This is a genomic window from Erythrobacter sp. (assembly GCF_030066995.1).
GTDB lineage: Bacteria > Pseudomonadota > Alphaproteobacteria > Sphingomonadales > Sphingomonadaceae > Erythrobacter.
Window position 1 is genome coordinate 586,100 of the sequence record NZ_JASJAP010000001.1, and the last position, 13,578, is coordinate 599,677.

Consider the following 13,578-nt stretch of genomic DNA (forward strand, 5'->3'; position numbering starts at 1 on the left):
CTTTAGAGCCGCTTGTGCAGACCTGTCACGCGAGCGCCCTGGACGACCCATGATCCGCCTGTTCAAGCACTATATCCCGCACGCCGTGCTGTTGCTCGGCCTGCTCGATTTGGCGCTGTTGGTGGTGGCCAGCGAACTCGCCTGGCAACTGCGCGCGGCGCAAATCGGTATGGATCCCGGCCCGCTCTCTGAACGCTGGATACCGCTAATCGGCTCAGCGCTGGTGGTGTGGCTTGCGATGATATCGGTTGGCGTTTACGGCCCGCTGGCCTTGCGCTCCTTGCGTTTTGCTGGGGCCCGCCTGCTGGTGGCGATCAGCCTCGGTATCATCGCGCTTGCCTTCGTTGATTTTGTGCTGCCCGGCCAGACCTTCTGGCGCTCCACTCTTCTCTATGCGATGGCTTTCGCCGCGCTTGTTCTTGTGGCTGATCGCTTGTTGCTAAACAGCGTGATTGGGTCGTCAGCCTTTCGCCGCCGCGTGCTGGTGCTGGGCGCAGGTGACCGGGCGCAGCGTCTTCGAGCGTTGGGCGACCGGCCCGAGAGTGGGTTTGCCATCGTCTCTTACATTGCCATGAGCGAGCCTGAACGCGTGGTTGAAGAAGCTATCGCGCGCGACGCGATCCACGATCTTGGCCGTTTCGTTGAGAATCTTGGCGTGAGCGAGGTGGTCCTTGCCCTACAGGAGCGGCGCAACGCTCTCCCCCTGAAGGACCTGCTGCGCATCAAGACCAAGGGCGTGCACGTCAACGATTTCTCCAGCTTCCTCGAGCGCGAGACGGGCCGCGTCGACCTCGACACGGTCAATCCCAGTTGGCTGATCTTTTCGGATGGCTTTTCGAGCGGGCGGATGCTTTCAAGCGCCATCAAGCGAGTGTTTGACATTGCTGCCAGCGTCGTTCTGCTGACGCTGAGCGCGCCGGTCATTGCGCTTTTTGCTTTGCTCGTAAAGTTCGACAGCGAAGGTCCGGCGTTCTTCCGCCAGCAACGCGTGGGGTTGTACGGAGAGACATTCCATCTCGTAAAATTGCGCAGCATGCAGGCCGATGCTGAAAAAGATGGCGCGCAATGGGCCAGCGAAGACGATCCGCGCATCACTCGCATAGGACGTTTCATTCGCACACTTCGCATCGACGAATTGCCGCAAACCTGGTGCGTTCTGATGGGACAGATGAGCTTTGTTGGCCCGCGTCCGGAAGTCCCCAAATTCGTTGATGACCTGCAGGAGGAGATACCCTTCTATGGCGAGCGTCACATGGTCAAACCGGGGATTACGGGCTGGGCCCAGATCAACTTTCCCTATGGCGCCTCGATTGAAGACAGCCGCAAGAAGCTCGAATACGATCTTTACTACGCCAAGAATTACACCCCGTTTCTCGACTTCGTAATCCTGTTGCAGACGGTGCGAGTCATCCTTTGGCCGGAAGGGGCGCGGTGATGAGTGCGTTCTCGATCCTTGATCCCAGTCTTAGCGATTTTGCGACCTTCGTTTCCTACTTTTCGGGTGCTGTTCTGAGCGTTGGCGCAGGGCTCTGGATCGCGCGCTATGGTGAACGCGATCGGCCTGATCGCGTTGCATCGTTTATCGCCTGCGCATTTACGGCTGTCTGGTGCTCCCTGGCCGCTCTTCAGAATTCGAGCGATCCCGCGACCATGCTTGCAGCGACCCTGCGCAACCTTTCTTACATTTTCCTGATTTTCAGAATGTTTGCCGCCGATGGCCGCGACGAGAGCCTGCGCCCCATTCGCCCGGTTCTGATTACGCTTGCTCTGGTGGAGCTATTCCAGCCGATCTTGCTGTTTGTCGATGGCCGAGTGGGGTTCGTGCCCCAACTTGAAGCTTTGACCTTCGAGGTGTCGGTGATCCTTAACATGCTGGTAGCGGTGGGCGCTCTGATGCTGCTTCACAACCTCTATGCGAGCGCCGCTACGCCCGCTCGGGACGTTCTGCGGTGGGGCACCATCGGGCTAGCGTGCGTCTTTGCCTACGATCTCAACCTGTTCACCATCGCCTATCTCGATGGTGAACTCCCTTTCTTTCTCATGAGCCTTCGCGGCTTGTTTTGCGGGGTCATGGTCGGGCTTTTCGCCTTGGGCGCGAACGCTGCCAGCTCCGCCCTGCAGTTCAGGCCTAGCCGCGCGGTCACCTTCCAGACGCTCTCTCTTCTCGTGATCGGCGGCTACCTTGTGCTCATGGTGCTGGTAACCCGCTCGCTTGCGCTTCTGGGTGGTGACATCGCTCGCGCGAGCCAAGTGGTCTTCCTGGTAATGGCCGTAGCGCTGGCGGTAATCGGGATGCCATCAAACCGAGTACGCCGATGGCTCCGGGTGACCGCGACCAAACATCTCTTCCAGCACCGCTACGATTATCGCGAGGAATGGCTGCGCTTTACCCGCACGGTGGGTCGCGGTTCGAGCGGGAGTGCGAGCTTTCACGAACGCGCGATCAAGGCGATTGCCGACATCACCGACAGCCCGGGGGGTTTGCTGCTGATTTCGAACGAGGAGGCCCAGCTTGAGCTGACCCAGCGCTGGAACTGGCCGATGATCGAGGTTCCAGCCGCAAGGGGAGAATACGAGCTTTCGGCCCTTTTGGAGCGGCACAGCCACATTCTGGATCTTGATGAAGTGCGCGGTGGCATCGATCATCACGGTGAGCTGGACCAAGTCCCGCAATGGCTGATCGACGCGGAGGACGCCTGGGCGCTAGTGCCGCTTATTCATTTTGACAGGCTGATCGGCTGTATCGTGTTGGCGCGCCCGCGTATCACGCGCCGACTGGATTGGGAGGACTTTGACCTCTTGCGCGTCGTGGGTCAGCAGCTTGCGAGCTATCTGGCCGAGCAGGCCGGACAACGCGCGCTAATGGATGCGAGCCGCTTCGACGAGTTCAACCGCCGGATGGCGTTCGTGATGCATGATATCAAGAACCTCGCCAGCCAACTCTCGCTGCTCGCGGCGAATGCGCAAAAGCACGCCGATAACCCGGAATTTCGTAAGGACATGCTGGTCACTCTTCAAAAGTCTTCGGAGAAGCTCAACGCGCTGCTCGCCCGCCTTGGGCGCTACGGCTCGGGGCCGGTGCAGACCATCTGTGAGGTGGATCTTTGGGCCATGGCCACGTCCCTTGAACAGCGCTTTGCCGCGGCCCATCCTATCGCGGTAACATCAAGCGAGGGCGCGCTTGTTCTGGGGGACAAGGACGGTCTGGAACAGGCTCTCATTCACCTCGTTCAAAACGCGATTGATGCAAGTGAACCCGACGCGCCCATCCATATAACTGTCTCCAGCGATACGCTGCACGGTCGGCTTGAGATCGTCGACGCTGGATGTGGAATGTCGCCGGATTTTGTCAGCACAAGTCTATACAAGCCTTTCGTCTCGTCCAAGCAAGGCGGCTTTGGGATCGGCGCGTTCGAAGCGCGCGAGATGATCAAGGCGATGGGCGGACGCTTGCAAGTTGAATCGCGCGAAGGCGTGGGAACGCGCTTCACTGTGTTGCTTCCTCTGCCCGAAGCCGCGCGCTTGTTCTCGCCCAAAGCCGACAGCAAGACCGAATCCTCCGAACAGGTGGCCTGATGACTGAAAAGAAACCCACGCTCCTTATTGTCGAAGATGACGAAGGCCTGCAGGCTCAGCTTAAATGGGCCTATGATGACTTTGAGGTGGTGATCGCGGGGGACCGCGACAGCGCGCTTGCCCTTCTGCGCAGCGAGACGCCGGCGGTCGTGACGCTCGATCTCGGATTGCCGCCTGATCCAGACGGGACGACCGAGGGCTTTGCGGTGCTTGACGCGATCATGGAACTTAAGCCGGACACCAAGGTGATTGTTGCGAGCGGACATGGCGCGCGCGAAAGCGCGCTGCAGGCAATCGAGCGCGGTGCTTACGATTTCTACCAGAAGCCGCTGGACATTGAAGCGCTTGGCCTGATCGTGCGCCGCGCGTTCAACCTCCATCAGATCGAGGCAGAGAACCGTCGCCTTTTAGCCAGCGCCGGTGAGGAAAAGACCGTGCTGGGTCGCCTGATTACGGGCGCGCCGGAGATGGTCAAGGTGGCACGTACGATCGAGCGGGTGGCGTCGACCAACGTTTCGGTCATGCTTTTGGGTGCCAGCGGAACGGGTAAGGAATTGCTCGCACAAGGGCTCCATGACGCCAGCGACCGCACCGTAGGCCCCTTCGTCGCGATCAACTGCGCCGCGATACCGGAAAACCTCCTTGAAAGCGAACTGTTCGGTCACGAGAAGGGCGCGTTCACCGGCGCTGTGAAGACCACCGAGGGCAAGATCGAGAGCGCTAATGGTGGCACACTCTTCCTCGACGAGGTGGGCGATATTCCCTTGCCTTTGCAAGTCAAGCTGCTGCGCTTTCTTCAGGAGCGCACCATCGAGCGTATCGGGGGGCGTAAGACAATACCGGTCGATACGCGCATTGTGTGCGCAACCCACCAGAATCTCGAGGCCATGATTGGCGAAGGCACGTTCCGGGAAGACCTGTTTTACCGCCTGGCCGAAATCGTCGTGCGCATTCCCAGCCTGGCCGAACGTCACGGCGACGCGATATTGCTCGCAAAGGCGTTTCTCAAGCGGTTTGCAAGCGAGATGAACCCAGCGGTGACTGGGTTTGCCCCCGACGCTTTGGCGGCAATCGACCGTCACGAATGGCCGGGCAACGTGCGTGAACTTGAAAACCGGGTAAAGCGCGCGGTCATCATGGCCGATGGCAAGCTCGTGCACGCCGAAGATCTCGACTTCGAGGATGACGAGGAGGATGAGAACGACGTCCTGAATCTCAAAGTGGCGCGCGAGCGCGCTGACCGACGCGTTATTCGGCACGCATTGGCCCGTAGCGAGGGCAATATCTCGAGCACCGCCAAGATGCTTGGGATTAGCCGCCCGACGCTTTACGACTTGCTCAAACAATACGATCTGCATGCCTGACGCCGCTGCGCGCCTTTGTGTTTTTCTAACCGCGTTGGCGCTGACGGCATGCGGTGCGGTGGAAGCGGCTCAGACAAATTTGCCAAAGAAGAGCTTCGAACGCGGCGAGGAGCCTGTCGAGGCCCTGATCATAAGGGCGCAGGAGGGCGACAGTGCGAAGGCTGCGCGTTTGCTTGATCGGGCGCTCGCGCGTGAACCACGCAATCCGGACGTGTGGGTCGCGATTGCGCGCATGCGCTATCGCAGCGGAGAGCAGCTAAGCGCGCTTGAAGCAGCGGATCACGCACTGGACCTAGGACCGCGTCACGCACCGGCGTTGGTGTTGCGCGGGCAATTCGTACGCGACGCGTTTGGTCTAATCGACGCGCTGGTCTGGTTTGAATCCGCACTAGAAGCCGATCCACACAATCCGGACGCGCTCGCCGAATACGCCGCGACGTTGGGCGATGCCGGGTACAACGCTGAGATGCTCGCCGCAGCCCGTAGGCTAGCCGAGGTTGCGCCCGAGAATCCGCGTTCGCTGTTTCTGAAGTCGGTTCTTGCCGCGCGCGGTGGACAGCCGGTGCTTGCCAAGAGCCTGCTGGAGCGCAGCGGGCTTGCGGCTGAGGGCATACCGTCGGCCATGATGCTCGACGCGTTGATCGATTTGAATGAGCGCAACTACGCAAGCGCCTCGAAAACGCTTGAGGCTCTGGTGCAGAAGCAGCCTGCAAACAGGGAGGCCGCCGACCTGTTGGCGCGAGCGATGTGGCTGGGCGGTCGCGACGCCGAATTGGTGGCGCGTTTTGTCGATGCGGCGTCTGGCAAGGACGCTTCGCCCTATCTCCTCATGCTCGTCGGCCGCGCCTATGAACGTCAGGGCAATCGCGCGGCGGCTTCGGATTTCCTCGCACGGGCCTACGCCGGACGCCAAGACGGCTGGGTGTCCTTTGCGCCGAAGACAGGCTTGCCCGAAGCGACTGTACGGGTTCGCAAGCTGATCGGCCAAGGCCGCTTACGCGATGCGGTGCGTGAGACGGGACGACTTCACGGGAGATTTCCCAAGTCCAGCGACATTGCGGTCTTGTCCGGAGACGCGGCGCTGGCAGGTGATCAGCCCGAGCGCGCACTTGAGCTTTACCGCCGAGCCGCGCGCTTGCGGCGATCTTGGCCTCTCACGCTCAAAGCCGTCGCCGCCTATCGCGACTTGGGCGATACTATGGCTGCAGACGTTCTTCTGGCGCGGCATTTGCGCGGCGAACCGCAGAACGCGGAGGCCTTGATGGCTAACGCGCAGCAGGCCGCGCAAAAGGGGGATTGGCGGCGCGTTGAGGCGCTCCTGGATCACGCCATCAAGCGCGGCGCGAGCAATAATCCGCGCCTCCTTCAACTGCGCGCCGATGCGGCGCGGGCGCTTGCTAAAGACGCTGAAGCGGGACGCTTTGAGCGCCGGGCGTGGGAGCTTGACGCCGCGATCCCACCACGGAACTGACCAAGGTCAGACACTCGACAAGCCGACCAACCGCAGGCAGGGGAGCGCGCCATGCATGCGCGCCTCACACCTCTCGCAGATCCGATGATCGCGGTGCTTCTCATCGCAACCGCGCTCGCTTGGGTGGTGCCCGCGACCGGTGAAGCACGCGCCACCGCTCAGACGATCTCGAGCGCGGCCATCTTCTTCCTCTTTCTCGTGAATGGAATGCGCATCGCGCGCGGGGAGATCGGCAATGGGCTCGCCAATTGGCGCTTCTTCGCTCCTCTGTTCGTTTGGGTCTTTGGGGTGATGGCGTTGGCCGGTTGGGGCGTTGGGGTTCTCGCCGCATCAGTTTTGCCGCCGCTCGTAGCGCTTGGTTTTGTCTATCTGGGCGTCCTGCCGTCCACGATCCAGTCCGCAACTTCCTACACGACGCTTGCGAACGGTAACGCCGCGTTGTCAGTGGTGGGTGCGGCGCTCATCAACATCGCCGGCGTGTTTGTCTCCGCGCCGCTGTTCGCGGTTCTCAGCGGAGAAAGCGGCGCCAATATTGGTAGCGAGATGATCGTCCGGATCGGCTTGATCCTCGTGCTTCCCTTTCTTGTTGGTCAGGCGTTGCAGGGCTGGACGCGCGAGTGGATTGTCGCGCGCAGGTCGCAAGTCGTGTGGCTGGACCGGATCGTCATCGGGATTGCGGTTTACGTCGCTTTTTCCGGTGCGATTGAAGAGGGGCTTGCTCATCTTTTCACACTTGCCGATTGGGCGATTCTGCTCGGCTTGTGCGTTTTCATGCTGATGGTCGCGACCGCAGGCGCATGGATGCTAAGCGGTCTGCTCGGTTATCCGCGCGGCGACCGGATCGCCTTCTTGTTTGCTGGCGTGCAGAAGAGCGTTGCCGTTGGCGCTCCGCTTGCTGCAATCCTGTTTCCCGCGCAAGTGGCCGGTTTTGTGATCGCACCGCTACTGATTTACCACCTGATCCAACTGATCTGGGCCGCGCCGCTGGCGACTATGTTTGCGCGTTCTCAGGGGTAGCGGTTCGTTCCGAGCGATTGTGCCGGATCGACCAGGCAAGCGACAGCCCGATCAGCGTTGCGCCGATCAGTCCGGTGATGGTCTCGTTAATGTGATACTTGGCCGACACCAGCATGATCACGCCAAGCACAATTATCGCCCAGAACGCGCCGTGTTCGAGAAAGCGATATTGCGAGAGCGTGCCCGTCTTCACCAAATGCACTGTCATCGAGCGCACGAACATCGCGCCGACCGACAGACCCAGGGCAATTACGATCATGTTGTTCGAAAGCGCGAAGGCCCCGACGACGCCGTCAAAGCTGAAACTCGCGTCGAGAACTTCAAGATAGAGAAATCCGCCAAGCCCTGAACGGACCATTTCGCCCGCCGCTTTCTTGCGCACCTCGCGCTGTTCGATAATCTCACCCAGCGCATGGACCCCGATATAGGTGAGCAGACCGAGGACACCCGCACCAAGGAAGGTCAGCGCATCATCGGGTTCCAGCAGCGTAGAGACGCCATAGACCAGTCCTAGAACCAGCGCGATTTCAAGCGCGGGGACGCTCGAGAAGCGCGCCGCGGATTCCTCGATCGCCTTGATCCAGTGAATGTCCTTCTCCTCGTCGAAGAAAAAGGTGAGGCCGACCATGGAGAGGAAAGCGCCGCCAAATCCGGCGATCCCGATATGCGCGGCCGAGACTATGCGTTCGTATTCCTCGGGATCGCCCAGCGACAGCTCCACCGCCGCCCACGGCCCGATACTGGCCGCAATCGAGACAATCGCTATCGGAAATACGATCCGCATCCCGAACACCGCGATCAGGATCCCGATGGTGAGGAAGCGTTGTTGCCAAACAGGGTCCATTTCGCGCAAGACCGTGGCGTTGACGACCGCGTTGTCAAAGCTGAGCGATACTTCCAGGATCGACAGCACGAAAACGATCCAGAGAACTGACATCGTGCCGCCAATGGTCCCGCTGCTCATCCAGCCATACCAGCCCGCAATGATGAGGCACACGGCGGTGAATAATAGCGAGAAGCTGTAGTAGCGCAGCAGTGTTTGCATTCTGGCTGGCCTCTGCCTCAGTTCTTGGGCTGGTAGGTCTGCGCTTCGCCGGGGAATGCACGACTGCGCACCTCCCCTGCATAGGTTGCCACGGTCTTCTCGATCAATCCGGCGATATCTTCGTACTTCTTGACGAAGCGGGGCACGCGCTCAAACATCCCCAGCATGTCTTCGGTGACGAGAACCTGACCGTCGCATTTGGCTGAGGCGCCGATTCCGATGGTTGGGCAGGACACCGTTTCGGTTGCGGCAATTGCGATGGGTTCGACCACGCCTTCAATCACGATGGCAAAGGCGCCCGCCTGATCGAGGGCCACAGCATCGCTCACGATCTTGCTGGCTTCCGCATCCGAACGGCCACGCGCCGCGTATCCGCCCAAAACGTTGACGGCCTGCGGTGTGAGGCCGACATGGCCCATAACGGGGATGCCGCGTGAGTTGAGAAAATCAATCGTGGGCGCCATCGCTTCGCCGCCCTCAAGCTTGACCGCCGCCGCACCGGTTTCCTTCAGGAGGAAGGCCGCGCTTTCGAACGCCTGTTCAGGCGAGCTTTCATAAGAGCCGAACGGCATGTCGACGACGACGACTGAATGATAGCTGCCGCGCACGACCGCCGCGCCATGATTGGCCATCATTTCCATCGTGACAGGAATGGTCGAGGGCAGCCCGTAAATGACCTGCCCAAGTGAATCCCCCACCAGCAGCAGATCACAGTGCGTATCGAGCAGCTGCGCCTGGCGCGCGGTGTAGGCAGTGAGCATCACCAGCGGATCGTCAGTCACGCCATCTTTTTTGCGCGCGCGGATCCGAGGTACCGTCAGTCGACGCAGTGGCTTTGGGGTGGGGTTGGCCCGGCTGGTGCTGGTGTCGAGTTGGAAGGTCGTGGACATGGAATGCGCGTTTAGCGGCGAGGCGGGGCAAAGGCAAAGCGCAACTCGGCGAATTGTCCCCTTGGCGCGGGCGCAGTTTCGTTGCACTAGGGTGACAGATCACATCAGAGCGCTCGGAAAAGCGCGGATACGGGGACAGTTCACTTCATGGTAGCAGCACCTTCCGGCCACGAGAATTGGTCGTCACGCGGCGCGTTCATCTTGGCGGCGGTCGGGTCCGCTGTGGGGCTTGGCAATCTGGTACGTTTTCCGGCTGAAGCGGGGACCAATGGCGGCGGCGCCTTTGTGCTTTTCTACGTCTTTTGCGTGGTTTTGATCGGCCTCCCGGTGCTCTTGTCAGAAGTGCTGATCGGTCGCCACGGACAGGCTGCAGCGCCAATCAGCTTTCGCAAGATTGCCGAGGAATCGGGTGGATCCAAAGCGTGGGGCACCGTTGCCTCGCTCGGCGTATTTTCCGCCTTCCTCGTGCTCAGCTTTTACTGCGTGATTGGCGGCTGGGTGCTCTATTACATTGGCCTGTTCGCGCAAGACATAGTCGCTTCAGGCGCAACGAGCGGTGCCTTTGCGGACCAGTCCTTCGAGCAGGTCGACAGCTACTTTGGCGGCATGGTGAGCAATGGAGTGGCTACCAGTGTGCTCGATGTAGGCTTTGTCGGGATTACCGTATTCTTTGTCGCGCGCGGTGTCTCGGGTGGGATCGAAAAGGTCGCGGTCTATCTTATGCCGGCTTTCTTCTTCTTGCTGCTGGGGATCACCGTTTACGGTATGTTTGGCGGGGCCTTGAGCCGGACGGTCGACTATTTGTTCACCTTTGAACCCGACAAACTCTCCGGTGAAGTGATGCTGGCCGCGGTGGGGCAGGCCTTCTTCTCGCTTTCGCTCGGCGTTGCAGGGATGGTGACCTACGGTGCCTATGTCGGGCGCGATGTGAACCTTGCGAGCACCAGCGGCATGATCGCAGGCGCCGACACGGCGGTCGCGCTTATTGCGGGTCTGTGCATCTTTCCGATCGTCTTCGTCGCGGGGCTGGAGCCCAATGGTGGCCTTGGCCTCATGTTCCAGACCCTGCCACACGCCTTCTCGGACATTCCCTTCGGCACGCTCATTGGCCTGGCCTTCTTCATCATGGTGGGTTTTGCCGCGCTGACGAGTTCGGTTAGCCTGATGGAAGCGCCCACGTCCTGGGCAATGGAACGGCTGGGCCTACCGCGCGTACAAGCGGCGCTGGGTGTGAGCGTGGCCGCCAGCGTACTGGGCGTGCTTTGCGCGCTCTCAACTGGCTCGCTTTCCTCTTTTCATCCGCTGGGTTTTATCCCGATGTTTGAGGGGATGGGGGTACTTGATGTGCTCGATACCTTCACGGGTAAGCTCACCATGCCGATTGGCGCTTTGCTGACAGCTGTCTTCATTGGCTGGGTTGCCTCGCGGCGTTTGCTCGATGAGGAGAACGGGCTTTCGGGCGGCCTGCACCGTTTCTGGCTGTTCCTTGTGCGCTGGTTCTGCCCGTTGGTGCTCACGCTGATTCTCTTCGGCGGCATATTCCCCGAGACCACGGGCCAGATGCTAGGTTTCCTGAGCGGGGGCTGACGCCAGACATAGGGCACGCGAGCGCGCGAGAAGCGTGTTGCAATCCTTCACCTTTTGTGGAACAAATAAGGAACAAAGAGGCGCGCTTAGAGTCTCTTGAGTGTTCCGCATGACCCATTGTGTTGCCTCTTCCTGCGCAAAAGCGCTGCGCGATTTTCCCGTTCCCTCCCGGCCCGAGGGGGCTGAAGTGGCTCGGCGTCTGTCCGCGCAAGAGATCGCCACAATTTCCAAAGCCCGTGAGACGCGCTGGCGTCCAGGGTTGGAAGATCAACCCTGGCACAGCGAGATTTTCGCCAGCGCGCGCGACGCTAGCGGGGCGGGGCTGGCTTTGGCCCTAGCGCGCGACGCTCTGGGGGTCGCCGCTGGGCGTGAGGATCCGGCCGCTGAGCCTGAGGATCGTCGTCATATTCTGTGGGTGCAGGACGCGCGCGCGATCCGGCTCGGCGGGCGACCTTATCTTCATGGGCTTCCCAAGGATCTGCGCGAGCGGCTGATTCATGTCGAGGCCAAGACGTCCGAGGACGCGCTGTTCGCTTTGGAGGAAGGGCTGCGCTGCCGCGATCTCGCCTGTGTGATCGGAGAGATCGTGGGCAATCCGCGCGCGCTCGACTTCATCGCCTCGCGCCGACTGAGCCTCGCGGCCGAAAAGCATGCGGTCGCCTTGTGGCTGGTGAGGCTGGAGGCGCAAGCGGACCTGTCTTCGGCGCGCATGCGCTGGCGAGCGGAGCCTGCGCCGTCCGCGTGTCCCCGCTGGAACGCTGAAGCGCCCGGCCATCCCAGCTGGCGCGCTGAGCTGTTTCGCGCGCGTTCCAACGCGCCCGGTGAATGGATTGTAAGCGATGACGAAACCACTCTCACAGCCAGGCGACCGAACCAAGACGAACAGCGCGAAACCCAGCGCCTCGGGCCCGCGCTCGCTCGGCAGCGGCGTTTCTGGTACCCCGGCGGCGCGTCCACTCACGCCGTCCACTCCTCGACAATCGCTCATATCCCAAAAACCACGCCGGATCCTTGCCATCTGGTGCGCGCGACTATCGGTCGATCGCTGGCGGCTCGCGCACGGATGTGAGCGTGGGGAAGGACCGGACGCTGAGCCGGTTGCGCTGATCACTGAAACCGCGCACGGGCCCCGCATCGCCAGCGTCAACGACGCCGCGCGCGAGGCAGGGGTGCAGGTGGACACCATGCTGGCGGATGCGCGTACGCTGTGCCCGGCGATCAAGGTGGTCCCGGCGGACCCGGCGGGTGATCTGGCGTTTCTGGAAAAGCTGGCCGTTTGGGCGCGGCGCTGGGGGCCGTGGAGCGGGCTTGATGCACCCGATGGCGTGATCGTCGATGTGACGGCGGTGGCGCATTTGTTCGGAGGCGAAGCGCAACTTGTTGCGGATGTCGAGGCCGCCTTTGCTGCGCGTAAGCTGGCTGTGCGCACCGCCATTGCCTCCACCGCTGGTGCCGCCTGGGCGCTTTCGCATTTTGGCCGCACTGGCGCGATTGTTCATGGGGATGAGCCGCGCGCGATCCTGCGCGCGCTGGCTGATCTTCCCGCAGCGGCGCTGCGGCTTGATGCTGATGTGCTGACCGTTCTGCGGCGTCTTGGCTTGAAGACGCTGGGGCAACTTGCGGGCGTGAGCCGAGAAGAAGAGGCCACTCACGAGGGTGGAGCGGCCGGGCGCGACGCACTCCAGCGCCGATTTCGCAACCGCAAATCCCCCGCAGCCAACCCACTTGTCCGTCTTGACCAATTGCTGGGCCGGATTCCTGAACCCTTGCTGCCAATCGTCCCGCCAGCTGTGCCGATGGTCCAGCGCCGCCTTATGGAGCCAATCCGCCATCGCCCGCTGCTCGACACGGTTCTGAGCGACCTGGCGCAGGATATGGCGCGCGTGCTTGAGGGCCAGGGGCAGGGCGCGCGCCGGCTTGAACTGGGGCTATGGCGGGTTGACGGTGAGGTGCTGGTGCGCCGTCTGGAGCTTGCGGCCGCCACGCGCGAGGCGGCGCACATCACCCGGCTGTTTGCCGCCAAACTGGACGATGTCGAAGCGGGCTTTGGGATCGAGACGGTGCGCCTCACCGCGAGTTGGGCCGAACCGCTGAGCGCTCAGCAAGGCGATATCGAAGCAGCCGCCGAGCGCCACGGCACGTGCTTGAGCGCGTGTGTTGATCGGCTGAGCGTGCGCCTTGGCCCAACCGCGGTACGCCGTTCAGTGCCGTATGCCAGCCATATCCCTGAGCGCGCTCAGCGCTGGCAAGAGGCGCTGGAGCCGCGAGGCGCCTCACAAACCACTTTCGAATTTCATAAGAGACCTCTGAAAATTCTGGATAACCCGGAAAGGATCGCCGTACTCTATGCCTCGCCCGATGGTTTCCCCCAGCGCTTTCGCTGGCGCGGCGATGCGCGCGAGGTGGCGCGGGTCGAGGGGCCCGAACGCGTCGCGCCGGAATGGTGGCGCGAGCGTTCCACCGTTCGGTTGCGCGATTATTACCGGATCGAGGATACGGATGGGCGGCGCTACTGGATCTATCGCCACGGGGTTACGGGCGATGGGCGTGGGGGGGCTCCCGAATGGTTCTTGCAAGGGCTGTTTGCCTGACGCGCCGCGTCGCAACCCGCCCCCATGCGAGGCGACA

The 13,578-nt window shown here is 61.6% G+C and carries 10 protein-coding genes; 8 read left to right on the forward strand and 2 right to left on the reverse strand.

Going from position 1 to position 13,578, the window contains the following annotated elements; genetic code table 11:
* The first annotated feature begins 49 nt into the window (after positions 1-49).
* From QNI87_RS02810 to QNI87_RS02830, 5 genes are read left to right on the forward strand one after another with little or no spacing between them, the layout of a single operon-like run.
* Positions 50-1,435: a TIGR03013 family XrtA/PEP-CTERM system glycosyltransferase gene (locus QNI87_RS02810; protein WP_300593657.1), complete on the forward strand. Its 1,386-nt coding sequence runs from the start codon at positions 50-52 to the stop codon at positions 1,433-1,435.
* A complete protein-coding gene (gene prsK, locus QNI87_RS02815) occupies positions 1,435-3,576 on the forward strand; it encodes an XrtA/PEP-CTERM system histidine kinase PrsK (RefSeq protein ID WP_300593660.1) in 2,142 nt (713 codons plus the stop codon). Before QNI87_RS02810 ends, prsK begins: the two co-directional genes overlap by 1 nt.
* On the forward strand, positions 3,576-4,940 hold the full coding sequence (gene prsR, locus QNI87_RS02820; protein ID WP_300593663.1) for a PEP-CTERM-box response regulator transcription factor: 1,365 nt from the start codon (positions 3,576-3,578) through the stop codon (positions 4,938-4,940). The genes prsK and prsR overlap by 1 nt, the downstream gene beginning before the upstream one ends.
* On the forward strand, positions 4,933-6,411 hold the full coding sequence (locus QNI87_RS02825) for a tetratricopeptide repeat protein (protein WP_300593666.1): 1,479 nt from the start codon (positions 4,933-4,935) through the stop codon (positions 6,409-6,411). Before prsR ends, QNI87_RS02825 begins: the two co-directional genes overlap by 8 nt.
* Positions 6,412-6,462: 51 nt before the next feature.
* Complete coding sequence (locus QNI87_RS02830; protein WP_300593669.1) at positions 6,463-7,428, forward strand: bile acid:sodium symporter family protein; 966 nt, start codon at positions 6,463-6,465, stop codon at positions 7,426-7,428.
* Here QNI87_RS02830 and QNI87_RS02835 read toward each other — a convergent pair.
* Together QNI87_RS02835 and panB are read right to left on the reverse strand one after the other, a co-directional pair.
* Positions 7,403-8,473, reverse strand: coding sequence for a DUF475 domain-containing protein (locus QNI87_RS02835; protein WP_300593672.1), 1,071 nt, complete (start codon positions 8,471-8,473; stop codon positions 7,403-7,405). The two genes, QNI87_RS02830 and QNI87_RS02835, sit on opposite strands and share 26 nt — an antisense overlap.
* A 17-nt stretch (positions 8,474-8,490) precedes the next feature.
* Positions 8,491-9,363 (reverse strand): 3-methyl-2-oxobutanoate hydroxymethyltransferase, encoded by an 873-nt coding sequence (gene panB / locus QNI87_RS02840; RefSeq protein ID WP_300593675.1) that lies wholly within the window; start codon positions 9,361-9,363, stop codon positions 8,491-8,493.
* A gap of 147 nt (positions 9,364-9,510) precedes the next feature.
* Here panB and QNI87_RS02845 point away from each other — a divergent pair, with 147 nt between their 5' ends.
* From QNI87_RS02845 to QNI87_RS02855, 3 genes are all read left to right on the forward strand, one after another.
* Complete coding sequence (locus tag QNI87_RS02845; protein ID WP_300593678.1) at positions 9,511-10,950, forward strand: sodium-dependent transporter; 1,440 nt, start codon at positions 9,511-9,513, stop codon at positions 10,948-10,950.
* 109 nt (positions 10,951-11,059) lie between these two features.
* Positions 11,060-12,019, forward strand: a complete 960-nt coding sequence (locus tag QNI87_RS02850) for a recA-like protein (RefSeq protein ID WP_300593681.1) — start codon at positions 11,060-11,062, stop codon at positions 12,017-12,019.
* Complete coding sequence (locus QNI87_RS02855; protein WP_300595291.1) at positions 11,937-13,541, forward strand: DUF6504 family protein; 1,605 nt, start codon at positions 11,937-11,939, stop codon at positions 13,539-13,541. Before QNI87_RS02850 ends, QNI87_RS02855 begins: the two co-directional genes overlap by 83 nt.
* Positions 13,542-13,578 lie beyond the last annotated feature (37 nt).

Excerpts from the sequence above, each read along its gene's own strand:
- QNI87_RS02810 (WP_300593657.1), top strand. The coding sequence starts at position 50 with ATGATCCGCCTGTTCAAGCACTATATCCCGCACGCCGTGCTGTTGCTC.
- prsK (WP_300593660.1), top strand. The coding sequence starts at position 1,435 with ATGAGTGCGTTCTCGATCCTTGATCCCAGTCTTAGCGATTTTGCGACC.
- prsR (WP_300593663.1), top strand. The coding sequence starts at position 3,576 with ATGACTGAAAAGAAACCCACGCTCCTTATTGTCGAAGATGACGAAGGC.
- QNI87_RS02825 (WP_300593666.1), top strand. The coding sequence starts at position 4,933 with ATGCCTGACGCCGCTGCGCGCCTTTGTGTTTTTCTAACCGCGTTGGCG.
- QNI87_RS02830 (WP_300593669.1), top strand. The coding sequence starts at position 6,463 with ATGCATGCGCGCCTCACACCTCTCGCAGATCCGATGATCGCGGTGCTT.
- QNI87_RS02835 (WP_300593672.1), bottom strand. The coding sequence starts at position 8,473 with ATGCAAACACTGCTGCGCTACTACAGCTTCTCGCTATTATTCACCGCC.
- panB (WP_300593675.1), bottom strand. The coding sequence starts at position 9,363 with ATGTCCACGACCTTCCAACTCGACACCAGCACCAGCCGGGCCAACCCC.
- QNI87_RS02845 (WP_300593678.1), top strand. The coding sequence starts at position 9,511 with ATGGTAGCAGCACCTTCCGGCCACGAGAATTGGTCGTCACGCGGCGCG.
- QNI87_RS02850 (WP_300593681.1), top strand. The coding sequence starts at position 11,060 with ATGACCCATTGTGTTGCCTCTTCCTGCGCAAAAGCGCTGCGCGATTTT.